This is a genomic window from Streptomyces sp. NPDC014623 (genome assembly GCF_043088245.1).
In the GTDB taxonomy this organism is placed as follows: Bacteria; Actinomycetota; Actinomycetes; order Streptomycetales; family Streptomycetaceae; genus Streptomyces.
On sequence record NZ_JBIBZU010000002.1, the window covers coordinates 82,666 to 108,333 of the forward strand.

16 protein-coding genes and 1 tRNA gene are annotated in these 25,668 nt (G+C 73.3%); 10 read left to right on the forward strand and 7 right to left on the reverse strand.

What is annotated here, in order from left to right; translation table 11 throughout:
- The first annotated feature begins 29 nt into the window (after window positions 1-29).
- The 9 genes from ACF1FZ_RS04435 (at window position 30) to ACF1FZ_RS04475 (ending at window position 16,177) form a co-directional block, all read left to right on the forward strand.
- Window positions 30-1,358, forward strand: a complete 1,329-nt coding sequence (locus ACF1FZ_RS04435) for a hypothetical protein (RefSeq protein ID WP_391771870.1) — start codon at window positions 30-32, stop codon at window positions 1,356-1,358.
- The gene (locus tag ACF1FZ_RS04440) at window positions 1,355-4,087 is read left to right on the forward strand and encodes a tetratricopeptide repeat protein (protein ID WP_391771871.1); all 2,733 of its coding nucleotides are present in this window, start codon (window positions 1,355-1,357) and stop codon (window positions 4,085-4,087) included. Before ACF1FZ_RS04435 ends, ACF1FZ_RS04440 begins: the two co-directional genes overlap by 4 nt.
- A gap of 2 nt (window positions 4,088-4,089) precedes the next feature.
- On the forward strand, window positions 4,090-5,436 hold the full coding sequence (locus tag ACF1FZ_RS04445; protein ID WP_391771872.1) for a PP2C family serine/threonine-protein phosphatase: 1,347 nt from the start codon (window positions 4,090-4,092) through the stop codon (window positions 5,434-5,436).
- A 205-nt stretch (window positions 5,437-5,641) separates the two neighbouring features.
- A complete protein-coding gene (locus tag ACF1FZ_RS04450; protein WP_391771873.1) occupies window positions 5,642-7,003 on the forward strand; it encodes a VWA domain-containing protein in 1,362 nt (453 codons plus the stop codon).
- 127 nt (window positions 7,004-7,130) lie between these two features.
- Window positions 7,131-8,495, forward strand: coding sequence for an FHA domain-containing protein (locus ACF1FZ_RS04455; protein ID WP_391771874.1), 1,365 nt, complete (start codon window positions 7,131-7,133; stop codon window positions 8,493-8,495).
- A gap of 83 nt (window positions 8,496-8,578) precedes the next feature.
- Window positions 8,579-8,983: a globin gene (locus ACF1FZ_RS04460; protein ID WP_391771875.1), complete on the forward strand. Its 405-nt coding sequence runs from the start codon at window positions 8,579-8,581 to the stop codon at window positions 8,981-8,983.
- A gap of 149 nt (window positions 8,984-9,132) precedes the next feature.
- Window positions 9,133-12,453 (forward strand): FtsX-like permease family protein, encoded by a 3,321-nt coding sequence (locus tag ACF1FZ_RS04465; protein WP_391771876.1) that lies wholly within the window; start codon window positions 9,133-9,135, stop codon window positions 12,451-12,453.
- Window positions 12,453-15,224, forward strand: a complete 2,772-nt coding sequence (locus ACF1FZ_RS04470) for an ABC transporter permease (RefSeq protein ID WP_391771877.1) — start codon at window positions 12,453-12,455, stop codon at window positions 15,222-15,224. Before ACF1FZ_RS04465 ends, ACF1FZ_RS04470 begins: the two co-directional genes overlap by 1 nt.
- Window positions 15,221-16,177, forward strand: coding sequence for an ABC transporter ATP-binding protein (locus ACF1FZ_RS04475; RefSeq protein ID WP_391771878.1), 957 nt, complete (start codon window positions 15,221-15,223; stop codon window positions 16,175-16,177). Before ACF1FZ_RS04470 ends, ACF1FZ_RS04475 begins: the two co-directional genes overlap by 4 nt.
- A 40-nt stretch (window positions 16,178-16,217) precedes the next feature.
- Here the strand turns inward: ACF1FZ_RS04475 and ACF1FZ_RS04480 are convergent, their stop codons facing one another.
- The 7 genes from ACF1FZ_RS04480 to ACF1FZ_RS04510 all read right to left on the reverse strand — a co-directional run bounded on the left by ACF1FZ_RS04480 (window position 16,218) and on the right by ACF1FZ_RS04510 (window position 25,104).
- Window positions 16,218-16,913, reverse strand: coding sequence for a hypothetical protein (locus ACF1FZ_RS04480; RefSeq protein ID WP_391771879.1), 696 nt, complete (start codon window positions 16,911-16,913; stop codon window positions 16,218-16,220).
- A complete protein-coding gene (locus ACF1FZ_RS04485) occupies window positions 16,910-17,332 on the reverse strand; it encodes an acyl-CoA thioesterase (protein ID WP_391771880.1) in 423 nt (140 codons plus the stop codon). Before ACF1FZ_RS04485 ends, ACF1FZ_RS04480 begins: the two co-directional genes overlap by 4 nt.
- A gap of 5 nt (window positions 17,333-17,337) precedes the next feature.
- Window positions 17,338-19,002 carry an energy-dependent translational throttle protein EttA gene (ettA, locus tag ACF1FZ_RS04490; protein ID WP_391771881.1) on the reverse strand — a complete coding sequence of 555 codons (1,665 nt, stop codon included), beginning with the start codon at window positions 19,000-19,002 and terminating at the stop codon, window positions 17,338-17,340.
- A gap of 205 nt (window positions 19,003-19,207) precedes the next feature.
- Window positions 19,208-20,737, reverse strand: coding sequence for a Cys-Gln thioester bond-forming surface protein (locus ACF1FZ_RS04495; protein ID WP_391771882.1), 1,530 nt, complete (start codon window positions 20,735-20,737; stop codon window positions 19,208-19,210).
- 187 nt (window positions 20,738-20,924) lie between these two features.
- Complete coding sequence (locus tag ACF1FZ_RS04500; RefSeq protein WP_391771883.1) at window positions 20,925-21,350, reverse strand: single-stranded DNA-binding protein; 426 nt, start codon at window positions 21,348-21,350, stop codon at window positions 20,925-20,927.
- Window positions 21,351-21,505: 155 nt separating this feature from the next.
- Window positions 21,506-23,464, reverse strand: a complete 1,959-nt coding sequence (locus ACF1FZ_RS04505; RefSeq protein ID WP_391771884.1) for a GTPase — start codon at window positions 23,462-23,464, stop codon at window positions 21,506-21,508.
- Complete coding sequence (locus ACF1FZ_RS04510) at window positions 23,461-25,104, reverse strand: ATP-binding protein (protein WP_391771885.1); 1,644 nt, start codon at window positions 25,102-25,104, stop codon at window positions 23,461-23,463. Before ACF1FZ_RS04510 ends, ACF1FZ_RS04505 begins: the two co-directional genes overlap by 4 nt.
- A 317-nt stretch (window positions 25,105-25,421) precedes the next feature.
- Here ACF1FZ_RS04510 and ACF1FZ_RS04515 point away from each other — a divergent pair.
- Window positions 25,422-25,494, forward strand: a tRNA-Arg gene (locus ACF1FZ_RS04515).
- The last annotated feature ends 174 nt before the right edge of the window (window positions 25,495-25,668 follow it).

A 25,668-nucleotide genomic window follows, 5' to 3' on the forward strand; every position in this document is an offset into this window, starting at 1 on the left:
GCCCGGCGGCCGACAGGGAGAGGTGATCGATGGGCGTGGCGGGATCCTTCCCCGGCTTCGCGGGGAGGCCCCCCGGCCCGGTCATGGACCGGGACGAGGCGGACCGTGCGCTGGCCCGGCTCGGTGCGGAGCACGAGGCCATCGAGACCTCGCTCCTCGCCCTGCAGGACCACGCCGGCCGCCGGCTCCTGGAGGGCGCCGACCTGAGCGGCGTCACCAAGGAGCACTGGGCCGCGGCCGAGCAGTCGATCACTCTGCTGTGGGGGTACTTCGACGCCTACGCGGGGGCGCTGGCCACGGCCCGGAAGATCCGGGCCGTGCGCCGCCACCCCAGCAAGGACGACCTGGCCGCCCTGACCGCTCTGCTGCGCGGTGACGGCGTGACCGTCGCGAACCCGGGAGCGGTCCCCTCCGCCGTCGGCCCGGCCAGGCTTTCCGAGCGGTTCACGCTGGAGGAGCTGGTCGCCCGGATGAACGACCTGTACGCCCGCTCGCTGGACGTGGTCGTCGCCGCGGACTCGGTGTGGTCGGCGCTGCCCGCCCGGATAGACCTGCTCGCCGCGGAACTGCGCCGCACACGCTCGCTGGCGCACTCCGTGGGTGTCCGGCCCGGGGAGCATCCGGCCGGGGACGACCTGGAGGCGATCACCCAGGAGCTGATCACGTTGCGGGCGCAGGTCATCTCCGATCCGCTGGCGTTCTGGCTGCCCGGGCCCGGCAGCGCGGCACCCGGCGGCGGGCGCCCCGACACCGCACGCTACGACCGGGCGGCCCGCGCCCTCGATGACGTACGCCGGGAGATCGAGGCGGTGCTCGCGGTCCGGCAGGACGCCGAGCAGCGCCTGGTGCGGCTGCGTGACGTCCTGTCCCGCGCCGACCGCACGCTCTCGGAGGCCCGCTCCGCGCGCGGTGAGGTGCTGGCGAAGATCGCCGCCTCGGAGGTGCCCGCCGTCAGCGGGCCTCCGACCGCGCTGCAGGAGCGGCTGGCCACCGCGTCCGAATACCGCAGGCACGCCCAGTGGAACCGGCTGTCACCACTGCTGGACTCGCTGGAGCGGGAGGCCGAGGAAGAACTGCTGCGCGCCCGTGACTCGCTGACGTCCGTGACGGCACCGCTCGCGGTCCGTGCGGAGCTGCGCGGCAGGCTCGACGCCTACAGGGCGAAGGTGGCCCGGCACGGCCTGGCGGAGGACCCGTTCCTGATCGAACGGTACGACGCGGCCCGCCGGATGCTGTGGAGCGCACCGTGCGATCTGCGGGTCGCCGAACAGGCGGTGCTGCGCTATCAGCAGGCCGCCGCCGACCTGCTGGCACCGCACCGCACGGGCGGGTACGACGGACAGGGGGAGACACCATGAGCACGGAGTGCCAGCGCCCCTCGTGCGAGGGCTGCTACGAGGACATGGGCGGTGGCGAGCTGTACTGCGACACCTGCGGCCTCGCGCCGGTCGTGTCGCCGACGGGCATGGTGAGTTCGCCGCCCACCGGCATCGCGGCCGGCGGCAGGGGAAGCGGCAGCACCTCCCGGCGGACCGGTTCGCAGGCGTCCGCGCGTTCCTCGTCCCGCTCGTCGACCTCACGGCGTCCGGTGTCCGGGCGGCTCTCCCGTTCCTTCTCCAGGGGCTCCACGTCCCGCTCGGTGTCGGTGCGTTCCTCGGGCGCCCCGACGAGCTCCGTCTCCGGGCGCGGCAGGCTGGGCGCGGGCCTCGTCCTCGTGCCCGACGTACCACGGCCCGACCCGCACACCGCGGTGATGGCGAATCCCGAGGTCCCCGAGCGGAAGCGGTTCTGCTCGCGGTCCGACTGCGGCGCGCCGGTGGGCCGGGCCCGTGGGGGCCGGCCGGGCCGTACCGAGGGGTTCTGCACCAAGTGCGGTCATCCCTACTCCTTCGTGCCCAAACTGCGTGCCGGTGACATCGTGCACGGGCAGTACGAGGTCGCGGGCTGCCTGGCGCACGGTGGGCTCGGCTGGGTCTATCTCGCGGTGGACCGCGCGGTCTCCGACCGCTGGGTGGTCCTCAAGGGCCTGCTGGACACCGGGGACCAGGACGCCATGGCGGCGGCCATCTCCGAGCGGCGCTTCCTCGCGGAGATCGAGCACTCCAACATCGTCCGCATCTACAACTTCGTGGAGCACCTGGACCAGCGCACCGGTTCGCTCGACGGTTACATAGTGATGGAGTACGTCGGCGGGAAGTCGCTCAAGGAGATCGCCAACGAGCGCCGTACACCGGCCGGGAGGCGGGATCCGCTGCCGGTCGGGCAGGCCTGTGCGTACGGGATCGAGGCACTGGAGGCGCTCGGTCACCTGCACAGCCGCAACGTGCTGTACTGCGACTTCAAGGTCGACAACGCCATCCAGACCGAGGACCAGCTCAAGCTCATCGACATGGGCGCGGTGCGCAGGACGGACGACGACCGGTCGGCCGTCTACGGCACCGTCGGGTACCAGGCGCCGGAGGTGGCCGAGGCCGGCCCGTCCGTGGCCTCCGACCTCTACACCGTCGCGCGGACGCTCGCGGTGCTCACCTTCGACTTCCAGGGGTACACGAACGTCTTCGTGGACTCGCTGCCCGATCCGGACGGCATCGACGTGTTCCGGAGGTACGAGTCGTTCTACCGGCTGCTCGTACGGGCCACGGACCCGGATCCCGCCCGCAGGTTCTCCTCGGCCGCGGAGATGGCGGAGCAGCTGACGGGTGTCCTGCGTGAGGTGGTCGCCCTGCAGACGGAGCACCCGCGCCCGGCGCTCTCGACGCTGTTCGGCGGGGAAACGCGTGTGACGGACACGGAGTTGTTCGCGGAGCTGACCGGCGAGGTGTCGCGGCTCGGCGTACGGACGGCCGCGCCCGGCGGCGCGGGACGCTTCGGACGCCGTCGTGGGGCGGCCCTCCCGGCAGCCGCCCTCCCCGACCCGGTCCTGACGGGCGCCCCCGCCGCCGTTCCCGTCGCCCCCGCCGGGCCTGCCGCCCCGGCCGGCGCCGGTCCGCTGCACGTCCCGGACACCCATGTCCGGGGCGGCACCGGAAGCGGCGCGCCGGCGTACACGCAGCCGCGGGTGACGGTTCCTGCCCCTCGGGCGGCGGCCTGGGGCCCGGAGGCGCCCCCGGCCGTGTACCAGGGCGCCGCGCCCCGGCTCGCCGTGTTCGACGCGCGGGCGGCCTCACTGGCGCTGCCGGTCCCCCGGGTCGACCCGAACGACCCCGCCGCCGGTTTTCTCGCCGGGGTGATGACGTCGGCGCCCGCGGAGCTGATCGCCGCCCTGCACTCCGTGCCCGCCGCCTCGCTGGAGACGCGGCTGCGGGAGCTCCGCGCCCGCCTGGAGATGAACGAGACCGGTGCCGCCGTGCGGGTGCTGGCGGCGGTGGAGGCGCAGCACCCCGATGACTGGCGGGTCGTCTGGTACCGCGGAATCACCTCGCTGGTGACCGGGGACGACGAGGTCGCCGCACTGTCGTTCGACGCGGTCTACGACGCCTTCCCCGGTGAGCCCGCGCCGAAGCTCGCGCTCGGCGTCTGCGCGGAGGCGCTGGGGCAGCTGGACAACGCCGCGGAGTACTACCGCCTGGTGTGGGCGACGGATCCGGGCTTCGTCAGTTCGGCGTTCGGTCTGGCCCGGGTGCAGCTCGCCGCCGGGGACCGGGCCGCGGCGGTGCGCACCCTCGAGTCCGTGCCCGAGTCGTCGATCCACTACACGGCGGCCCGGGTGGCCGCCGTGCAGGCCCGGCTCCGTGAGCGGGCCCCGCACGAGCCGCTGGCCGAGGATCTGGCGGCCTCCGCCGACCAGGTGACGGCCCTTCGGGAATACGGCCTGGACGCCGTGAGACGGGAACAGTTGTCGGCTGAGGTTCTGGGTACGGCACTCGACTGGGTACTCTCCGGTAGTCCCACGGCTCAGCCGTCGGTTCCGTCCTCCCCCGCAACCGCGGGCCGAAGGACGGTGCTGGGCAGCGAGCTGGACGAGCGGAGCCTCAGGTTCGGCCTCGAACGCTCGTACCGGATGCTCGCCCGGCTCGCGCAGCGGGGCGACGAGAGGATCGAACTGGTGGAGCGGGCCAACCGCCTCCGCCCCCGGACCTGGGTGTGAAGATGTCACAGATCCACCAGCAGGCCTCCTTGCCGGGGTGCCCCAGCTGTGAGGAACCGCTGGAGTCGGGCGACCGCTTCTGCGGAGCGTGCGGGTACGACCTCGCGGCCGTGCCGGCGCCGCCGGCCGGCCGTCCGACGGCCGCCGTCACCGTGCCCCCGCAGGGCGCGGGGGCTCCTGCCGCCGCCGATGCCGTCGAGTGGCCTCCCGCCGCCGGGACGGACAGCGCCGACGTCCCGGCGCCCACGCACCGCCCGGCCGACCTCCCGGGCGTCGACTCGGGCGGCCGGCCCCTGCCCACCGCGGACCGGGTGGCGGTCCGCTCCGACGAGCCGGGCGGCCCGGACGGCACTTCCGGCGGCTCCGAGCCGGCCGCGCCCGACCCCCGTACGGCGGAGCACGCCGCCGCCGCAGCCTCGGCGGCGGGCCCCAAGGTCTGTGTGGCCTGCCGCTCGGGCCATGTGGACACCGACGGCTACTGCGAGAACTGCGGCCATGCCCAGCCCCGTGAGCGGGACCACATGGAGCAGGAGCTCGGCGTGGTGGCGGCGGTCAGCGACCGGGGTCTGCGCCACCACCGCAACGAGGACTCGTTCGCGGTGTCCTGCACCGCCCTGCCGGACGGTTCACCGGCCGTCGTCGCGATCGTGTGCGACGGTGTCTCGTCGGCGAGCCGCCCCGACGAGGCGTCGGCCGCGGCGGCGAGCGCCGCCAACGAGTCGCTTCTGGAGTCGCTGCCCCGCGGAGTGCATCCGCAGCAGGCCATGCGCGAGGCGATCCTGACCGCGTCCGAAGCCGTCAACGCGCTGGCCCAGGAGCCCGGGCAGGCGTTGGAGCACGATCAGCACCGTCATCGGAACGCACCGGCCTGCACCCTGGTCGGCGCGATCATGGCGGGTGGCCTGCTGATCGTCGGCTGGGTCGGCGACAGCCGTGTCTACTGGGTCCCCGAGGACCGCACCGCTCCGCCGGCCCGGCTCACGGAGGACGACTCCTGGGCCGCGCAGATGGTGGCGGCCGGTCTGATGAACGAGGCGGAGGCGTACGCCGACGAGCGCGCCCACGCCATCACGGGCTGGCTCGGCGCCGACGCCTACGAACTGGAGCCGCACACCGCGGCGTTCGAACCGGACAGGTCCGGCCTGGTGGTGGTGTGCACCGACGGACTGTGGAACTACGCGGAAGCGGCGGAGGAGATGGCCGCGGTCGTGCCGCCCGGGGCCTGCGAACGGCCGTTGCACGGAGCCCAGGTGCTGGTCGGTCACGCGCTCGACGGCGGGGGCCACGACAACGTAACAGTGGCGCTGCTGCCGTTCACCGTGGCGGCACGAGGGGCAGGATCGGCCTGAGCCACGGCCGGTCCGCCGGGCGCCCGGCCGGCGTCCCGCCCTGTCCCTACGTCCTTCTCGCTCCGCACCGTGTGCGTCCGTGTCCCGCGGCCTCCGTCCTGGGCCCCGTCCGCAGCTCTGCCTTCGTCACATCCGTCTTCGTCGCATCTGTCTTCGTCGCATCCGTCTTCGTCCGCCATACGTGGGGCCTCAAGGAGCCGATCAGATGGCCAACTTCTCCAAGTCCACCGTGCCGCGGTTCTCCGTGGAGGTGTACCAGAACGAATTCCTGCCCGAGGGCGGCCGCGACGTCAACGCGATCGTCACCGTCACGTCCACGGGCGGAGGGACGGCCGGCGGCGTGCCGCTGACCGACGCCGCCCCGGCGTCCGGGCGCGTGGCGGGGCGGTCTCCGAACGCCGCCGTGGTGCTCATGGTCGACTGCTCGGGATCGATGGACCACCCCCCGGCGAAGATGCGCAACGCCCGCGACGCCACGGCGGCGGCCATCGACGCCCTGCGGGACGGCACGCGGTTCGCCGTCGTCGCGGGCACGCACGTGGCCGGCGAGGTCTATCCGGGCGACGGGCAGCTGGCGACGGCCGGCCCGCGGACCAGGGCCCGGGCGAAGGAGGCCCTGCGCCGGCTGAGCGCGGGCGGGGGCACGGCTGTCGGGACCTGGCTGCGGCTGGCCGACCGGCTGCTCGGGGCGGCCACCGGGGTGGACATCCGGCACGGCGTCCTCCTCACCGACGGACGCAACGAGCACGAGACCCCCGAGGAGCTGCGGGCGGCCCTGGATTCCTGTGCGGGCCGCTTCACCTGTGACGCGAGGGGTGTCGGCACCGACTGGGAGGTGGGAGAGGTCACGGGGATAGCCTCCGCCCTGCTCGGCACGGCCGACATCGTCGCCGATCCGGCAGGTCTCGCCGCGGATTTCACACAGATGATGGAGAACGCGATGGGCAAGGAGGTCGCGGACGTGGCGCTGCGGCTCTGGACGCCCGTCGGTGCCGAGATCGTGTTCGTCAAGCAGGTGGCGCCCACGATGGCCGAACTGACCGGCCGCCGCACCGGGGCCGGGCCTCGCGTCGGCGACTACCCGACCGGCTCCTGGGGCGACGAGTCCCGGGACTACCACGTGTGCGTCAGGGTCCCGGAAGCCGGGATCGGCCAGGAGATGCTGGCGGCCAGGGTCTCGCTGATCCTGCCGGCCCCGTCCGGCGGCGCCCCGCGGACCCTCGCCCAGGGCCTCGTACGCGCCGTGTGGACGGATGACATGGCTGCGTCCACCTCGATCAACCCCCAGGTGGCGCACTACACAGGACAGGCGGAACTGGCACAAGTCATCCAGCAGGGTCTGGATGCGCGTAAATCGGGAGACTTCGACGGCGCGACGGCGAAACTGGGCCGTGCGGTGCAGCTCGCGTCGGTCTCCGGGAACGCGGATACTGCGAAACTGCTTTCGAAGGTGGTCGACGTCGTCGACGCGGCGACCGGTACTGTGCGACTGAAAGCGAGGGTCGCGGAAGCGGACGAGATGACACTCGAAACGCGCTCGACCAAGACGGTTCGCGTCAAGAGATAGCGGCACGAGCGACAGCCGCACGAACGGCAACGACACAGCCGTACGGAGAGCCGCCCCGGCCGACCGGACGGTGCACCGACAAGCATGGCGGCCTCCGGGCCGGACGAGGAGAGGGGGAAGCGCCGACATGCCGACCTGCCCGAACGGACACCAGTCGGGTTCCGAGGACTGGTGCGAGGTCTGCGGACACCGCATGGCCGGGACGGACGCGCCCGCGGGCGCGGTCCCGCCGCCTCCTCCGCCCTCCGCGCCCGGTTACGGCTACCCGCAGGTGCCCGGCACCGGACAGCCGACCGCACAGGCCGAACTCTGCCCGCAGTGCCGCACCCCGCGTGAGGCGATGGCGCCGTACTGCGAGGAGTGCCGCTGGAACTTCCTCACGAACACGGCGACGTCGTACACCCCGCTGGCTCCGCAGGGCGGCACCGGCGGCCCGGCGCCCGGCCTGAATCTGCCGCCCGGGTTCCAGGCGCGGCAGGGCCCGCCGTCGCAGCAGCGGGACCCGTTCGAGTACCAGGGCTCCCGGCCTTCGCAGATGAACCGGCCGGCCGAGCCGCTCTCGCCGGAGGAAGGCAGCCGCCCGGGACCGCCTCCCCCGCCGTCCTTCCAGCAGGGGCCGCCGGCTCCGCCGTCGTTCCAGCAGCAGTCGCCCTCGCCGTTCGAGGCGCAGGGGCAGCAGGGGCAGGCGCCCGGCCGGCCGGACCGGCAGGGTCCCCCCTCGCCGTTCGATCCCCAGGGCCGTCCGGGCCAGCAGGTCCCGGGCCAGCAGGGGCCCGGCCAGCAGGGGCCCGGCCAGCAGGGGCAGGGATCGCAGGGTGCTCCGCCCTCGCCGTTCGAGCCGCAGCGGCAGGGGCCGCCTCCCCCGCCGTCGTTCCAGCAGCAGAGCGCGCCTGCGGCGCCTCAGCGGCCGCAGGCGCCGCAGACCGGTGAGGGCGACGACTGGATGCTGCCGCCGCCCTCGCAGCAGCAGTCTCCGCAGGCCTTCCAGCAGGGCCCGCAGGCGCCTCCGGCCGGCCAGGCGCCTCAGCCCCCGCACCAGCAGTTCCCCGGCCGGGGTCCTGCCCAGGGCGGGCGGGATGAGGGGCCGGGCAGCTGGACGGCCGTCATCGCCCCGGACCGTGACTACTTCCTGGCGATGATGCAGCGCAGCGGTCCCGAGGCGACCGGGCTCAACCTGCCCGCGTACTCCCCGGAACAGCGTCTTGCGCTCACCGGCGGCCAGATCACCGTCGGCCGCCGCCGGCACAGCACCGGTGAGTCCCCCGACATCGATCTCTCCGTCCCGCCGGAGGACCCGGGCGTCTCGCACCAGCACGCCGTGCTGGTGCGGCAGCCGGACGGCAGCTGGGCCGTCGTCGACCAGAACTCCACCAACGGCACCACGCTCAACGGTGCCGAGGACCCGATCCAGCCCTATGTCCCCGTTCCGCTCCAGGACGGTGACCGGGTGCACGTCGGTGCCTGGACGACGATCACGGTCCGCCGCGACTGATCCGGCGGGCCGGACGCCCGTCGGGCGTCGACCGGGGTCCTAGGACCCCGGTCCTCGGCCGACGCGTCTGCGACGATGGACGGGTGACAGAGATTCCGCGCGACACGCTTCAGGAGCAGACCTTCTACGAGCAGGTCGGCGGCGAGGAGACGTTCCGGCGCCTGGTCCACCGCTTCTACCAGGGCGTCGCGGACGACCCGCTGCTGCGTCCGATGTATCCGGAGGCGGATCTGGGCCCCGCCGAGGAACGGTTCGCGCTGTTCCTGATGCAGTACTGGGGCGGTCCGCGCACCTACAGCGACCAGCGGGGCCATCCCCGGCTGCGGATGCGGCACGCGCCGTTCCAGGTGGACCGGGCGGCGCACGACGCCTGGCTCCGCCACATGCGGGTGGCCCTCGACGAGCTCGCTCTTCCTCCCGAGCAGGAGCGGCAGTTGTGGGAGTACCTCACCTACGCCGCCGCCTCGATGATCAACACCGCGGGCTGACCCCCTGCGCGGATTCCGGTGCCACGCAGCCGCATCACGGTCACGATCCCGTCAAGGTGCGCCCACGAGCGGTTCCAGGGGCCCGTGCACTCTGAAAGCATCCGGTACACACCGGGGGGTGTGCGGCTGCTGAGGGTTCGGGGGATCAGGTGACGGGGTTCGTCCTTCTGCGGGTGCGTGCGCACCGGCTCCTGCTCTCCGCCGCCGTCCTGGCCGTGCTGCTCACCACCTGTGCGCTGGCCGCGCTCACCGCGTTCTCCGGTTCCATGGGCGACGCCGCGCTGCGGCACACGCTCACCCACCGCTCCGCCGGGCAGGCCTCCCTCCTCGTCTCCGCCGACGTGGACCGCGAGCGGCGCGAGGAGGCCGACGCCATGGTGCGCCGGTCGGCCCGCAGCACGTTCGACGGGCTGCCGGTGACCGTGCGGAAGCTGGAGAGCTCCGGGGCCTACGCCCTGCCGCGCGCCGTCCGGGCACCTGCCGCGCAGCGCGGTGAACCCGACCTGACGCACCTCGCCTCGCTGGACCGCAGCCGTGTGCGCCTCGTCGCCGGCCGCCTGCCGGACGCCGGGGCGGGGGGCGCGAAGGAGCCCGTGCAGGTCGCGCTGCCGCGCGCCGCCGCCGAGGCGCTGAAGCTGGGGCCGGGCTCCCGGGTCACCCTCACCGACCGGATGACCGAGGCGCCGCTGCCGGTCGAGATCACCGCTCTCTACGAGGCGTCCGACCTGGACGACCCGTACTGGCGGCTGGACGCGCTCGGCGGGCGGGGCGTCCGCGAGGTCGTCTTCACCACCTACGGCCCGCTGCTGGCCGACCCGGCCGTGCTGGGGTCGGCCAGGATCAGCGCCGGCCCGGTGTCCTGGCTGGCGTCCGCCGACTTCCGCACGGTGACGACCGGCCGGACCGGAGCTCTGCACCGCGCGTCGACGGCAGGCCCGAAAGCACTGTCCGGCTCCTCGGTGTTCGGGGACGGGGCCACGGTGCGGACATCGCTGCCGGCCGTCATCGACCGGATCGAGCGTGGGCTGCTGGTGTCCCGCTCCACGGTCGTGATCGTCGCCGTGCAGCTGGTCCTGCTCGCCGGATACGCCCTGCTGCTCGTGGCCGGGCTGCTGAGCGGCGAGCGGGGCGGCGAGACCGAACTGCTGCGCGCGCGGGGCGGATCCGGAGGACGTATCGCTTCGCTGGCCGCGGTCGAGGCGCTGCTGATCGCGGTGCCCGCCGCCGTCTTCGCACCGCTGCTGGCCGGTCCCCTGACCAGGCTGCTCGCGGACCGGAGCGAGCTCGGCCGGATCGGGCTGCGACTGGACGGGGCGGTGGACGGCACGGTCTGGCTGGTGGCGGGCGCCGTCGCACTGGCGTGCGCGCTCGCGGTGGTCGCGCCCGCCCTGGCGGCGGGCGCGGGACGCCGGGGCGCCCGGGCGGCGGCGCTGCCCGCTCCGGTGCGGGCGGGGGCCGACCTCGGGCTGCTGCTGATCGCCGGGGTGGCGTACTGGCAGCTGGACCGGCAGACGGGGACGTCCGGCAGCGGTGTGCTCAGCGGCGGCCGGGAGGGTGAACTGGGCATCGATCCGCTGCTCGTCGCCGCCCCCGCGCTGGCCCTGCTCGCGGGCACCGTCCTGACCCTGCGCCTGCTCCCCCCGGCCGCCCGGCTCGCCGAGCGACGGGCGGCAGGCGGCCGTGGCCTGTCCGCCGCCCTGGCGGGCTGGCAGTTCAGCCGGCGCCCGCTGCGGGGTGCGGGTCCGGTACTGCTGTTGGTCCTGTCGGTCGCGATGGGCATGCTGGCCATCGGTCAGAGCGCTTCGTGGGACCGTTCGCAGCGTGACCAGGCCGACTTCAGGTCGGGTGCGTCGGTGCGCGTGGTCGGCACACCGTCCGGTGACCCGGCGAGGGCCGCCGCCTACACGGATCTGCCGGGCGTGCGGGAGGCGGCTCCGGCGTTCCGCACGACAGCCGGTCTCTCCGGCGGGCGGACGGCCGAGGTGCTCGCCCTGGACACCGCGCACGCGGACGAGCTGATGCTGATGCGCGAGGACCTCTCCGGTACGTCACCGCGGGAGCTGTTCGACGCGATCGCACCGCAGGGGACCGCCCGGGTCGGGGTGCTCCTGCCCGAGGGCAGTGAACGGGTGCTGTTCGACCTCCGGGTCGGTGACACCTCGGCGCCCGGCGGGAGGTCACCGTCGGATTCGGCGGTGCTGGTCAGCGTGCTGCTGGAGGACCGTTACGGCATCGGGTACCGGGTGGGGGCGGGCACCGTCCCGGTCGACGGCCGCGCACACGCCGTGTCCTTCCCCGTGTCGGCGTCGGGAGAGCTGGCGGTGACGGGTTTCGAACTCGACAGCGACGTGCCGGAGGGCCGCGCCGAGACGCGCCTGGTCTCCGTGACCGGGCTCAGGGCGCTCACCGCGGGTGGCGGCGAGCAGCCGGCCCCTGCCTCGGACGGGGTGCGCTGGCAGGCGGGAGTGACCATGGCCGCGGCCGGGGAGGAACAGGCCGGCAGGAAACCGGAGGCGGTGACGGGCACGGGTGCCTCACCGGCCTTCCGGTACGAGACCGGCCGCACCCGCGACGACGGCGTCCTCCACGGCGACCCTGTCAGCACTCTCCGCGTCACCGCGGCCCGCCCGCCGGCCACGGCTCCGAAGGCCGTGGCCACCGACGCGTATCTGAGGTACGCGGGGGCGGAGCCGGGCCAGGAGATCGATCTCACTCTGGCGGGCAGCACGGTCCGGGTGACCCTGGTGAAGTCGGTGCGGCAACTCCCGACCACCGGTCCCGGGGCGGCCTCCGGGTTGCCCGAGGACGCCCCGGAGCCGTCCACGAAGCCGGGCGGCAGCCTGCTGCTGGATCTCAGGGCGGTGTCGCAGGTGCTCGCCCACCGGCCGGGGGCCGCCCTCGCGCCCACCGAGTGGTGGCTGAGCACCGCGCCCGGCGACGGCCCGGAGGTGGCGGCCGAGCTGCGCGGGCTGCCCGGGGCCGATGCGGCGCAGGTGCGGGTGCGTGACGAGGTGGCCCGGGAACTGGCGGACGACCCCCTGGGGGCGGGGCCGCAGGCCGCGCTGCCGGCCGTCGCCGTGGTGGCCGCCGCCTTGGCCGCGGTCGGATTCGCCGTCGGACTCGTCGGCTCGCAGCGCGAACGGGCCGCCGAGTTCGCCGTGCTGCGGGCTCTGGGCGCATCCCGCCGCCGGCTGGCCGGGACGACGGCCGCGGAGCAGGGCGTACTGATCTCCCTGGCCCTGCTGACCGGGCTCGTCCTCGGGGCGGTGCTGACCCGGGCCGTCGTGCCGCTCGTCGTGCTGACCGGGCAGGCCGCCAGGCCCGTGCCGGACGTGCTGGTGCTGCTGCCGGCCGGCCAGGTCGCGGCCCTGCTCACCTCGGTCGCCGCGCTGCCGCTGCTGATCGTCGCCGCGATCACACTGCGCCGCGGCGACCCCGCGGTGTCGCTGCGCCACCAGGGGGACAACTGATGAACGCCACCGAGATCCCCGCCGCCTGCGCCCCTTGGGTGCGTACGAGGCTGCGCACCGCTCCCGGTGTCTTTGCCGCCCTCGCGGTCCTGGTGTTCCTGACCGCTTTCCTCGCCGCCGCGTTCCCGCGTGCCGTGGACGCGTACGAGGCGAAGGCGCTGCGCCACGACATCACGACCGTCCCGCCCGGGCAGAGTGTGCTCGAGGTGACGTCGCCGCCGCCCCCGCTCTCCGCGCCGCGTCCGGTGCGGGAGCAGGCCATGCGGGAGGAGTCGCTGGCCGGCGGCCACCACGCGCTGGTGAAGGCGCTTCCCGAACCCGTACGCGTGGATCCGCGGTTCTCCTCCTACGGGGTGCACACGGCGAAGCCGATCGTCGCGGAGGAGCCCTGGCTGCCCCGCCCCGACGCGATGCCCCCGCAGCTGCACTACGCCGTCCCGTCGGCACTCGGCGAGCACAGCAGGCTGGCCGCGGGCCGCCTGCCCGTCGCGCGCGGTGAGGTGACCGCCGGCGCCGGTGAGGTGGAGGCGGCCGTCACCGAGGAGACCGCGGCGGAGCTGAGGATGAAGCCGGGTTCCACGATCACGGTGCCCACCCAGGGCGGGAAGCCGCTCACCGTCCGGATCACGGGCCTCGTGAAACCGCTGCACCCGGAGAGCGGTTACTGGGCGGTCGATCCCCTCTACCGCGCCCCGTCGCTGATCCAGGATCCGGGTTCCCCGACACCGGTCCTCTACTGGACGGCGACACTGCTCCTGGCGGAAGGCACCGGGCCGGCCCTGCTGGACACCACGGGCGAACCCGAGCTGTACTGGCGCCTCGCCCCGGACGCCACCGGTCTCACCGCGGCCGACGCCCCCCGGCTGCGGGACGCCGTCGCCACGCTGGAGAACGGCCCCGGGCTGCTGGAGCTGCGTGCCCTGGTGGGGCCCAACGCGACGCTCACCACGAACCTGGACGCGGTCCTCGGCAGCTATTTCGCGATGCGTCAGGCCATCGGCCCCGTCGTCACGGTCGCCGCGGCCGGGATCGGGGCGGTCGCCGCCGTCGTCCTGCTGATGACGGGCGGGCTGATCAGTGCCCGCCGTCACCAGGAGCTGGCCCTGCTGCGCGCCCGCGGAGGCTCGCTGCGGGGCATCGGCGGGCGGCTGCTGGCCGAGACGGCGGTGGCCGCACTGCCCGCGGCGGCGCTCGGCCTGCTGTCGGCCGTGCTGCTCTTCCGCGAGGCCCGGTTCCCGCCCGCCCTGTTCGGCGCAGCCGCCGTCGCGGCGCTCGTCTGCGCGGCCCTGCCCCTCCGTACGGCCGTGCGACACCGCAGGCCGCTGCTGCACGGTGCCCGCGACGACCTGGTGGACTCCAGGCCCAGCAGGCGTCGCACGGTCGCCGAGCTGACCGTGCTGGTCCTCGCGGCCGGCGCGGTCGCGGCGCTGCGCCGCCGCGGCACGGTGGCGGGCTCGGGCACCGATCTGCTGGCCAGTGCCGCGCCCGTCCTGGTGGGGCTGATCGCCGCGCTCGTACTCGTGCGGCTGTATCCGCTGCCCCTGCGGCTGGCGGCCCGCCCTGTGGCGCGGCTGCGGGGGGTGGTCGGCTTCCTGTCGCTGGCCCGGGCGGGCCGGGCCCCGGCGGGTGGCACACTGCCCCTGCTGGCCCTGCTGATCGCGCTGACCACAGCGGCGTTCGGCGGCTCGGTGCTCGCGGGGGTCACGGACGCCCGCGACGACGCGGCACTGCGGGCCGTCGGCGCGGACGCCCGGATCAGCGGGGAGGGCGGGCTGTCCCCGGTCTCCGACGGCACCGTCCGCCGGGTGCGGGCGGTGGACGGCGTCCAGGACGTCACACCCGTGCGCATCGAGTACGGGACCCCGCTGGCGTCAGCCCAGGACACCGGACCGGACACGAAGCGCGCGACCCTGATGGGCGTCGAGCCGGAGTCGTACGCACGTCTGGCACGCGGCACCGGACTGCCGGTCTTCCCCACTGCCCCGCTGAGGAACGGGCCGGGACAGGACGAGGCGCTCCCCGCCCTCGTCTCGCCCGCGCTCGCGGAGCGGCTCGGTGAGCGGCCCCGCACCATCCGGTCGCAGGCGGGGGACATCACGGTGCGGGTGGCCGGGGTGATCTCGCGTACCTCCGCGGTGAGCGAACCGGAGTTCCTGATCGTCGACGCGAAAGGACTCGCGCCGGGGGGGCCCACGACGCTGCTGGTCACCGGGTCCTCGCTCGACGGGCAGGAGCTGCGGGCGGCCGCGCGTGAGGCGGGGCCGGAGTTCGAGGTGCGGCTGCGGACGGAGGAGCGCGAGAAGTTCGTGGACACCCCGATGCAGTCGGGTGCCGAAGGGATCTACGGAGCGGCCGTCGTGGCGGGCGCCGGATACGCGCTGCTCGCCGTGCTCCTGTCCCTGCTGCGGACCGCACCGGAGCGCACCACGCTCCTGGCCCGGCTGCGCACCATGGGGCTCACCACCCGTCAGGGGCGGCGGCTGCTCGTGTTCGAGGCGCTGCCGCAGGCGCTGATGGCCGCGTCCGGCGGGCTCCTCGTCGGCTGGGCGAGCATCGTCCTGCTGGCGCCCGGTGTCGACCTGGGCGCACTGGCGCTGGCCGGTGGCGCCCCCTCGGCACCGCACACCGCTTCGTTGCGGGCCGACATCCGGTCGCTGGCGCTCCCGGCGGCCGGTGCGGTCCTCCTCGCCACCGCCGTGGCCGGCGTCCAGGCGTGGTGGGCGAGCCGTCGTGGATCGATCAAGGAACTCAGGGCAGGAGACACCCGGTGACACCGTCGACAGAGACCACCCTGGCGGAACTCGAACAACGGGCCGCCGCACGCCGTGACCGGCCGGAGTACGGGCACGACGCCCTGATCGCCTGCGACCGGCTGGTACGCGTCTTCTCCACGGACGGTGTGGAGGTGCAGGCGCTTCAGGGGCTCGACCTGCTGGTCGCTCAGGGCGAGTTGATGGCCCTGGTCGGGGCGTCGGGCAGCGGGAAGTCGACCCTGATGAACATCCTGGCCGGTCTGGACGTCCCCACGGCCGGGTCGGCGAAGGTGGCGGGCTGCGACCTGCTGGCGATGGGGCAGAAGGAGCGGTTGCGCTACCGCCGCGACATCGTCGGCTTCGTGTGGCAGCAGACCTCCCGCAACCTGCTGTCGTACCTGACGGCCGTACAGAACATCACGCTCCCCATGCAGTTGCGCGGTGGCGGCCGCAGCCGCGAGCGGGCCGCACGGGCCGAGTCGCTGCTGGAGATGCTGGAGGTCACGGACTGCCGCGACCGCCGTCCCGCCCAGATGTCCGGCGGCCAGCAGCAGCGGGTGGCGCTCGCGGTGGCCCTGGCGAACAGCCCTTCGGTGCTGCTCGCCGACGAGCCGACCGGGGAGCTGGACTCCGCGACCGGCGAGCAGGTGTTCGCCGCGTTCCGCCGTGCCAACGAGGAGCTCGGTACGACGATCGTGATCGTCACCCATGACCAGGCGGTGGCGGACGAGGTGCGCCGCACCGTTGCGATCCGCGACGGCCGTACGTCGTCCGAAGTGCTGCGGCGCACCGAGGTGGACGCCGCGACGGGACAGGAGTCCCAGGTGGCGCGGGAGTACGCGATGCTCGACCGGGCGGGCCGGCTGCAACTGCCCGCGGACTACACCGAGGCGCTGGGGATGGAGCACCGGGTGATGCTGGAACTGGAGCGGGACCACATCGGGGTGTGGCCGGACACACCGAAGGAGTAGACCCCTCGAAGAGACTTCCGGGCGCTCCCCGGGAAGGCCCTCAGGCGGTGCCGACCGTCACGGCGAGGGTGCCGAGGCCTCCGCCCGGGCCCCGCAGGGCGATCGAGCCGAACGGCGTGCGCAGCCGCAGCCAGACACCGGCGGTGAGCAGCGCGACGGGGAAGTCGGGGGCCGGGCGCAGGAATCCCAGGGACTGGGCGGCGTGCACGGCGCGCAGGGGGAGGCCCGTGCCGCCGACCGTCCGGGACCAGATCTCGCGGCCGATCAGTTCGCGTTCCGCCCGGGTACGCCGGTCCTCGGGCAGCGCCGCGTCGCGGGCCCGGAATTCGGCCACGGCGTCGGCGAGCCGGGTGCGCAGGCCGACGGGGTCCGGCAGTCCGGGGCGCTCCTGCCAGCCGCCGCGCGGCGGCAGTATCCCGGCCCAGGGCGGCCCGGTGACGGGCGCCGGCAGGGCGCTCAGGCCGGCCGTCTCGTCGTCCCCGTCCGTGTTCAGCGCTTCGAGGAGTTCACCGGCCGAGACCGTGACGTCGAAGTCATGGGTGCCGGCCAGGCGGACCGTGCGGATCGCGAGGACCTCGAACGACGGCGGCCTGCCGAAGACCGCCAGCGCGCCGCCGCCCGCCTGGAGGCGGACGGCGGCGGCCCGGTCGTAGTGCAGCAGCCTGCCGAGGAAGGCGGCGAGATCCGCCGCCTCCCTCGCGTCGGCGAACCGCGGCGACCGTACGGGCACTGTCATGCGAGGGCGGGCTCCTGGTCGAGGTACTCCTGCAGGAAGAGCTTCTCCTCGGCGGTTATCCGCCGCGGCCGCCCCTCGGCCAGGTTGTAGGGCACGACGACCGTCGACGCCCGTACGTACACCTGCTCGGGGTCCTTGACCTCGTAGGCGATCGTCAGCGACGCCGCGGTGATCTTCGTGACCCATGACTCGATGGTCACCGGCGTGTGCCGGTGGACCAGCGGCCTCACGTAGTCGATCTCGTGCCGGGCCACGACGGAGCCACCGGAGAAGGACGGCGAGCCGTCCCCCGGCGCCAGCCGGAACATGAAGTCGATGCGCGCCTCCTCCAGGTAGCGGAGGAAGACCACGTTGTTCACGTGGCCGAAGGCATCCATGTCCGACCAGCGCAGCGGGCAGCTGTAGATGTGACGGGCCAAGTCGATCAGCCTCGCGTGAGCTTCTTGTACGTGGCACGGTGCGGGCGGGCCGCGTCCGCACCGAGACGCTCGATCTTGTTCTTCTCGTAGGACTCGAAGTTGCCCTCGAACCAGTACCACTTGGAGTCGCCCTCGTACGCCAGGATGTGCGTGGCGACGCGGTCCAGGAACCAGCGGTCGTGGGAGATGACCACAGCGGCCCCGGGGAACTCCAGCAGTGCGTTCTCGAGCGAGGACAGGGTCTCGACGTCGAGGTCGTTGGTGGGCTCGTCGAGGAGCAGCAGGTTGCCGCCCTCCTTGAGCGTCAGCGCCAGGTTGAGGCGGTTGCGCTCACCACCGGACAGGACGCCGGCCGGCTTCTGCTGGTCCGGGCCCTTGAAGCCGAACGCGGAGACGTACGCCCGCGAGGGCATCTCGACCTGGCCGACGTTGATGTAGTCCAGCTCGTCCGAGACGACGGCCCAGAGGGTCTTCTTCGGGTCGATGTTGGCGCGGGACTGGTCGACGTAGGAGATCTTGACCGTGTCGCCGACCTTGATGGCGCCGGAGTCGGGGGTCTCCAGGCCCTGGATCATCTTGAACAGCGTGGTCTTGCCCGCGCCGTTCGGGCCGATGACGCCGACGATGCCGTTGCGCGGCAGCGTGAACGACAGGTCGTCGATGAGGACCTTGTCGCCGAAGGCCTTCGAGAGGTTCTCGACCTCGACGACGATGGAACCGAGCCGCGGGCCCGGCGGGATCTGGATCTCCTCGAAGTCCAGCTTCCGCATCTTGTCCGCCTCGGCCGCCATCTCCTCGTAACGGGCGAGACGTGCCTTGGACTTGGTCTGACGGCCCTTGGCGTTGGAGCGGACCCACTCCAGCTCTTCCTTGAGCCGCTTGGCGCGCTTCTCGTCCTTGCGGCCCTCGACCTTGAGGCGGGTGGCCTTCTTGTCGAGGTAGGTGGAGTAGTTGCCCTCGTAGGGCAGCGCGCGGCCCCGGTCGAGCTCGAGGATCCACTCGGCGACGTTGTTCAGGAAGTACCGGTCGTGCGTGACGGCGACGACGGCGCCCGCGTACTTCGAGAGGTGCTGCTCCAGCCAGTTCACCGACTCGGCGTCGAGGTGGTTGGTGGGCTCGTCGAGGAGGAGCAGGTCCGGGGCCTCGATGAGGAGCTTGCAGAGCGCCACACGGCGCTTCTCGCCACCGGAGAGGTTCACGACGGGCCAGTCGCCGGGCGGGCAGCCCAGGGCGTCCATGGCCTGCTCCAGCTGGGCGTCGAGGTCCCACGCGCCTGCGTGGTCCAGGTCCTCCTGGAGCTTGCCCATCTCGTCCATGAGCGCGTCGGAGTAGTCGGTCGCCATGAGCTCGGCGACCTCGTTGAAGCGCTTGAGCTTGCTCATGGTCTCGGCGGCGCCGTCCTGGACGTTCTCCAGCACGGTCTTGTTCTCGTCGAGCTCCGGTTCCTGCATGAGGATGCCGACGCTGAAGCCGGGGGACAGGAAGGCGTCACCGTTGGACGGCTGCTCCAGGCCCGCCATGATCTTCAGCACCGTGGACTTACCGGCACCGTTGGGCCCCACGACACCGATCTTCGCGCCGGGCAGGAAGTTCAGATTGACGTCATCGAGAATCACCTTGTCGCCGTGCGCTTTGCGCGTCTTGCGCATGGTGTAGATGTACTCAGCCAAGAGAAACCGTCCGGCAGCAATAGAGGTGTGGGCAGATACACCCATCTTGCCTGACGCACGCACCCGGACGGAAACCAGTCCGGCCCCCGGAACGCTCCCGGCGTGTCCGTCCGGACCGCCGGGAACGGCCCGGTGACGCGAAAGGCCTGGTACGGGGGTCCGTACCAGGCCTTTCGCCGCGCATTCCCGCTGCGCCTGTGCTCAGTCACTCACCGCTGTTGTGCGGCTTCTTCCGGCGGAGCAGGAGGACCGCGCCGCCGCCGAGGACGACGAGGGCGATGGCGACGCCCGCGATGACCGGGGTGGCGCTGGAGCCGCCGGTCGCGGCGAGGCCGCCCTCGGCGCCCGCGGAGCCGGTACCGGTCCGGGCGGGCACGGGCTCGGCACCGCTCTGGGTGGTGACGTCGTCACCCGGAACGGGGGTTCCGGCGGTCGCGCAGTCCAGCACGCCCCTGAAGTTCTTGCTGAAGCCCCCGGGGACGGTGATCGTGAAGTCGTACGCCTGGTCCTCGGGGACCGGGATCGTCACCGTGCGGGTCTCACCGGCCGCGATGGTGTGCTCGATGCCTGCCAGCTCGAAGGTGAAGGCCTCGTCGCCCTCGTTGCCCGCCGTGATGTCCACGCCGCCCTTGGCGCAGTTCTTCCGCGCGGTGAGCGCGGGCACCGCGCCCTTCTCCGCCCAGGTGGCGCTCGCCGTCGCGCTGACCGTGGACTCGCTGGAACCGGCGAGGATCATGGTCTGGCTCTTGGTCAGCCCGGCGAAGACCCGGCCCACGGGTACGGACGTGGTGGCCTGGACGGTCAGCGAGGCCGAGCCGTCCGCGGCGTCCTCGGGGATGTCGAAGTAGAGGCCGGAGCCGTCGGTCGCCTCGGTGACGGGCTTGCCGTCCTTGTCGGTGACCTTGACCCCGCCCGCGGCGGCGTCGGCGGGCGGGGTCACGGAGACCTGGCCCGCGTCGGTGCGGACGGTGACCGGACCGACCCGCTCACCGGCCTTGCCGGAGACCGCGGTGGGCTCCAGGGCCACGGAGGCCTTGGGCTCCGCGACACTCCGCGCCTTCTTCTCGAGCCAGTCGGCCAGCTTCTCCGCGTGCGCGTCCTTGGCCTCGACATCGGCCTTGTCCGAGAAACGCCAGATCGCGACCTGGGTGCCCGCAGCCGCAGTCTTCGGGGTGAGCGGCCCGGTACCGGCCTCGTCGGCGAGCCCCGCGAGGTCGTCGACCTGCGGGTACGAGTGCTGCAGGATCCAGCGGATCTTGCCGGCGCTCTCGTTGGCGCCGAGCGAGGTCTGGTCCCAGGGGGTCTCCAGGTACTTCGCCCGGTCCTGGGTGGGGTTGTGGATGTCGATGCAGTACGTCTTCAGCTGGCCGCCGCCCTCGACGTCCAGCTCGAACAGGCCGGCGGGAAGCTCCTGCGTCGTGTTCGCCTCGCCGCCCTCGCCACCGGTGCGGAGCACGGCGCTGTCATAGGTCTTCAGCCCGTCCAGCACGGCGGTCGCCCCGCCCTGGTGCAGTCCGGCCTCGTCCGCGGCCGCCGACGTCGCGCCGACGAGGGTTCCCGCGGCCACCAGTCCGCCGGCCAGCACCGCCGCTGCCGCTCTGACGAGACCACGGCCCCGGCCGTTCCCGGCAGGCTCCTGGCCGTACCGCCTGTTCCCACTCCGGCTCCGGCTCCCTATGGAGCCCTCCGCCGCCGCCGTCGACGACGAAGTGGACGCTGAAGACACAGAAAACACAGAATTCCCCTCCGGGCGAGACCTCACGCATGACGCGCGTGTGGGAGGTGTCTCGCCAGCAAACTCAAGTGCCGCATGGGTACTGGGGAATCGTAAGGAGCGAGCGAAGAGGAATCCCCCGTCATGCCGTCAGACAACCATTCCGACTCATAATCGTTATAGCCCTGTTCGGCGCGCCCCCTCCCCTTCAGGACATGGATACTGTTTCCGTGGCCGGTTTCTGACGACGCGTAGGCGCCGTCAGTGCCGGATCGCCTCTGACCACCCGCCGGAACGCTGCCGTGCCCCTGGTCAGGTCGTGTCCCACCGCCAGGGCCTCGACGTCCACGGAGGTCTTCCACACCCCGTCCCGCTCCTCCTCGCGCACCTTCAGCCGGCCGTGCACGACGAGCGGCTCTCCGACCGAGACCGAACCGGACAGATTCCCCGCGAGTGTCCGTCGTGCCCATACCGTGTAGAAGCTGGTGCGGCCGTCCGCCCAGATCTGCTGCTCCCGGTCCCACCGCCGAGGTGTCACCGCCAACCGGAATCGCGCCGTCGATCCGGTCCCCGCCTCCCGGAAGTCCACCGGCGTCGCGGCGTTTCCCACCAGCGTCACCAAGGTCTCGTTCATTTCCCGTCCCCCGATTCCCTGCCGTATTCCGTCCGTTTTCCGTCCCGCTGCCCGCCCCGCACCGATGCGGTGCGACGGCGTGCGGTCCGGTACGTCTGTCTGATCCGCTGTGACCATGCTGGACGGAAACCGGGAATTCCGCGGAGGCCTGTGGATTACCCGCCGGTTGTGGACAACTCCGTCACCGCCGCATACCGCTCCCGCACCTCGCGGTAGCGCGCCAGCTCCGCGGCCACCGGGTCCAGGACCCTGGCCCTGCCGCAGCCGGCTGCCGCCTCGCGGAGCCGCCGTTCCGCCTCCTGGCCGTACCGGCGCGCGGGGCCCCGTGCCGCGGCCGCGCACGACCATTCGACGAGCGGCCCGCCGAGCACTCCGGCCAGCATGAGCAGGGCGGGGACGATCAGGCCCGGTTCGAGCACGCCCACGATCTGGCCGAGCAGCCACAGGCCCCCGAAGAGCTGGAGCAACGTCATGGAGGCCTGGACGAGTACCGCCGCAGGCCACCATGCCGGGCGTGGCGGCCTGGTGCCACGGCTGCCGGGGCCCCGCGCGCCGGGCGCGGCAGTCGTGTCCGGGGCCCCGGAGCCACGCCTCCCCCGCCCCGTCGCCGGACTCCGCCCGCCCGGGCCGTGCCCGCCGGAACCCGATTCACCGGAGCCCGGGACGGCCGCAGCGGGTCCCGTGTCCCGGTTCGCTCCACGGCCCCGGCCACCGGTCGGTGTGTTCCTCGTCAGCTGGTCCAGCGCCTCGGGCAGTCCCTTCGCCCCGTTCACCGCCGCCTCACGCACGGCCTGCGCCCAGGGTGCGGGCAGGCCCTCCACCGCGTCGTCGGCCAGCTTCCGCACGGCCTGCTCCACACGCTGCCGGGCGGTGAACTCCTCCTCCGGCGGCGGCGCGAGCACCTTCGCCATGAGGTCGAGACCGCCCAGCTGCCGGGTGGACTCGTACCAGCGCCACAGCCGCAGCCAGGGCGTCCCGCAGGCCCGCCCCGCGTTCCTGCGCCACTCCCGTTCCGCCGCCTGCCCTGCCGCGACCGCGCCGACGGCTTCCGCGAGCCGGTCGGTGAAATCCTCGCGGGCCCGCTCGCCGAGCCCCGGCCGCCCCTCGGCGACGTACTGCGGCCGGAGCCGCGCGGCGGCCGCGTCCACATCGGCGGACAGCCTGCGCGCCGCCGCCGTACGGGCCTGGACGAACCTGCCCAGCACCTCGCGCAGGTCTCCCACCCCCGCCCCGGTGAGCGCGGACAGCGACATGACCGTGACGCCCGGCTCGCCGTGTTCCCCCACCGCCATGCCGTCCTCGTCGAGCAGTCGGCGCAGATCGTCCAGGACCAGGTCGGCGGCCTCGCCGGGCAGCCGGTCGATCTGGTTGAGCACGACGAAGGAGATCTCGGCGTGCCCGGCGAGGGGCCGCAGATAGCGTTCGTGCAGGGCCGCGTCGGCGTACTTCTCCGGGTCGACGACCCAGATCACCGCGTCGACCAGGGCCAGTACCCGGTCCACCTGCTCCCGGTGGCCGGTCGCCGCCGAGTCGTGGTCGGGCAGGTCCACCAGGACGAGCCCCTGCAGCGCCTCGTCGGTGGGCGTACCCCCCTGTACGGGCCTGCGCCGGAGCCGGCCCGGGATGGCCAGCCGGTCGAGCAGTCCGGCGGCGCCGTCGGTCCAGCTGCAGGCGATCGGGGCGGAGGTGGTCGGCCTGCGCAGCCCGGTGTCGGAGATCTGGATGCCCGCGAGCGCGTTGAAGAGGGTGGACTTGCCGCTGCCGGTGGCTCCCGCGACGGCGACGACCGTGTGCCGTGAGGAGAGCCGCTGGCGGGCCGACGCCTCGTCGAGTACGCGCCCCGCCTCGGCGAGGGTCTCCCCGTCGAGCCGGGCGCGGGAGAGCCCGACCAGTTCCCTCAGCGCGTCCAGCCGCGGCCGCAGGGGGTTGCCGGGCAGTGCGTAGGCCTCGACCTGGGGCCCCGGGTCGTCCTGGGCAGCCGGTCCGCCCTCCACGCCCTCCGGCGCGACCTCGGTGGCACGGCGCGCGATGAGCCCGTCGTCCCAGCGCCGCCCGTCGTCCTGCCGGGTCTCCTCCACGCCCTCGTCCCGGCTCCGGTCAGTGACGGCAGTCATCGCTGCCACCTCTCCTTCTGCAGTACGGACAGCGCTGCGATCAGTTCGGCCTGCGGATCGGGGGTGACCTCCAGCGCGTCCAGCGGTGCGATCCGCCGGTCGCGCTCCCCGTGCATGACCTGGTCCAGACAGTCGGTGAGCAGTGCCCCGCCCTTGTCGCGGAGGCGCAGTGCCCCCTGGGCACCGATCCGTTCGGCGAGCTGTTCTCCGGCGCCCCTGGCGCGGCGTCCGCCGAGGAGGGTGGCGGCCAGCAGCGCCGCCACCGTCTCGGCGTCGGGTGCCGCGTTGCGGTCGAGCAGCCGCGTCTCCTCCTCGGCGAGTTCTTCCAGCACCCGCCGCCAGCGCCGTACGGCCATGCCGATCCGGCCCTGGATGTCCTCGGCGGGCCCCCACCCGCCCTCCTCCCGGCCGGCGTCCTCGAACCGGAAGTCCCTGGCGGCGGGCTCACGCCGCCAGGTCGCACGGATCTGCTCGTCGGAGGCGGCCACGGCGCACTGCAGCAGGGCCACCAGGCTCTCCACGAGTGCGTCCAGCAGCTCCTCCGCGGTGCTGTAGAGCGGATATCCGCGCCACCGGGTGCGGGCACCACCGGCGAGCACCGCGCCGTCCCGGAGCCATCGCCGTACGCGCCCCAGCTCCTTCCCGTACGCCGCCTCGACCACACCGGTCAGCCGCACGGCCGCGGCGTACTGCGCGGCCACCGCCCCGGCCAGCTCGGGCATCCGTACGTCGAGCGAGTCGATGACCCCGGACGCCGTACGCCCCACTGCCTGCTGACGGGCCGCCGGGTCCTGCACCCGGTGGGTGAGCCAGGCACGCAGGGGCGCGACGGCTGTGGTGGGCAGCAGGCCACTGCCGCCGCCCGCGGACTCGGGCAGCTCCGGAATGGTGAAGCGGGGGACATCGCCCAGACCGGCCCGGGTGAGCAGGGCCGCGTACTGCCGGGACACCTCGGCGATCATCTGGTGCGGTACCCGGTCCAGGACGATGACGAGGGAGGCGTCGTACTCCTTGGCGGTGCGCAGCAGGTGCCACGGCACGGCGTCCGCGTACCGGGACGCGGTGGTCACCATCACCCACACGTCGGCGGCGCAGATGAGCTCGGCGGCCAGGACCCGGTTCCGTACGACGAGTGAGTCGATGTCGGGTGCGTCCAGGAGGGCGAGCCCCCGGGGCAGGGTCGCCGCCGTCTCCACGCGCAGCACGGTGTCGTCCCGGTCGCCCCCGGCCCCGAAGTGGTCGAGGCCGTCCGGGTCCGGCACCTGCCCCGGGGGCAGCCACACCCGGGTCAGCTGCGGCAGCACCCGCGCCCCGGCGAACCAGTGGTGGTCGTCGGGGTGGCAGACGAGCACGGGGGTCCGGGTGGTCGGGCGCAGCACACCTGCTTCGCTGATCCGGCATCCCACCAGCGAGTTGACGAGCGTCGACTTGCCCGCGCCGGTGGATCCTCCGATGACCGCGAGCAGCGGTGCCTCGGGATCCTTCAGACGGGGCACGAGGTAGTCGTCGAGCTGGGCGAGCAGTTCGGTCCGCGTCTGCCGGGCGCGTGGAGCCTCCGGCAGCGGAAGTGGGAGACGCACGGCAGCGACACGGTCGCGCAGGGCGGAAAGTGCGTCGATGAGCTGGGGCCGTACGTCCATGGTTACCACATGTGAAGAATGCCCAATTTTGAAGCCTTTTTGAAGCGTATAGGCCCCTCTGCGCGGCGAATCCGCCTCGGGGACAGAGGGGACGAGTGGGGCACAGGCATAACGACTGCACAACACCCGGGCCGTGAAACGCCAAAAGCGGTGCACGAATCGCACGTACCTGCGATTATCGGTTCGCTTCACCGAACCTCCACATCGTGCCACGCAGGTGAAGCAACCGGGACGAGGTGATCGGAGCCCTATCCTTGTCCCGGCAAGGTCACGGATGGCTTGAACCAATGCCCTCCGGGGCATCAGGCCGACACCCGGCCCCCGTAGCTCAGTGGATAGAGCAGGCGCCTTCTAAGCGCTTGGCCGCAGGTTCGAGTCCTGCCGGGGGCGCTCATCGCGCACCACTGTGAGGCCCTCCACCCCGGAGGGCCTCTTTTCCAGGCCCGGAACAGTAGCCAGGGCGGCGTAGCGAACGCGTAAGCGCCGGACCCCCAGGTCACGGTGGGGGCCCGGCGCCGCCTGACTTCAGGGGCGGTCAGCGATTCACTTCGGCTCGACCGGCGG

Coding starts and splice junctions, on each gene's coding strand:
- ACF1FZ_RS04500 (WP_391771883.1), bottom strand. CDS start 21,350: ATGAACGAGACCTTGGTGACGCTGGTGGGAAACGCCGCGACGCCGGTG.
- ACF1FZ_RS04505 (WP_391771884.1), bottom strand. CDS start 23,464: ATGACTGCCGTCACTGACCGGAGCCGGGACGAGGGCGTGGAGGAGACC.
- ACF1FZ_RS04510 (WP_391771885.1), bottom strand. CDS start 25,104: ATGGACGTACGGCCCCAGCTCATCGACGCACTTTCCGCCCTGCGCGAC.
- ACF1FZ_RS04440 (WP_391771871.1), top strand. CDS start 1,355: ATGAGCACGGAGTGCCAGCGCCCCTCGTGCGAGGGCTGCTACGAGGAC.
- ACF1FZ_RS04445 (WP_391771872.1), top strand. CDS start 4,090: ATGTCACAGATCCACCAGCAGGCCTCCTTGCCGGGGTGCCCCAGCTGT.
- ACF1FZ_RS04450 (WP_391771873.1), top strand. CDS start 5,642: ATGGCCAACTTCTCCAAGTCCACCGTGCCGCGGTTCTCCGTGGAGGTG.
- ACF1FZ_RS04435 (WP_391771870.1), top strand. CDS start 30: ATGGGCGTGGCGGGATCCTTCCCCGGCTTCGCGGGGAGGCCCCCCGGC.
- ACF1FZ_RS04455 (WP_391771874.1), top strand. CDS start 7,131: ATGCCGACCTGCCCGAACGGACACCAGTCGGGTTCCGAGGACTGGTGC.
- ACF1FZ_RS04470 (WP_391771877.1), top strand. CDS start 12,453: ATGAACGCCACCGAGATCCCCGCCGCCTGCGCCCCTTGGGTGCGTACG.
- ACF1FZ_RS04480 (WP_391771879.1), bottom strand. CDS start 16,913: ATGACAGTGCCCGTACGGTCGCCGCGGTTCGCCGACGCGAGGGAGGCG.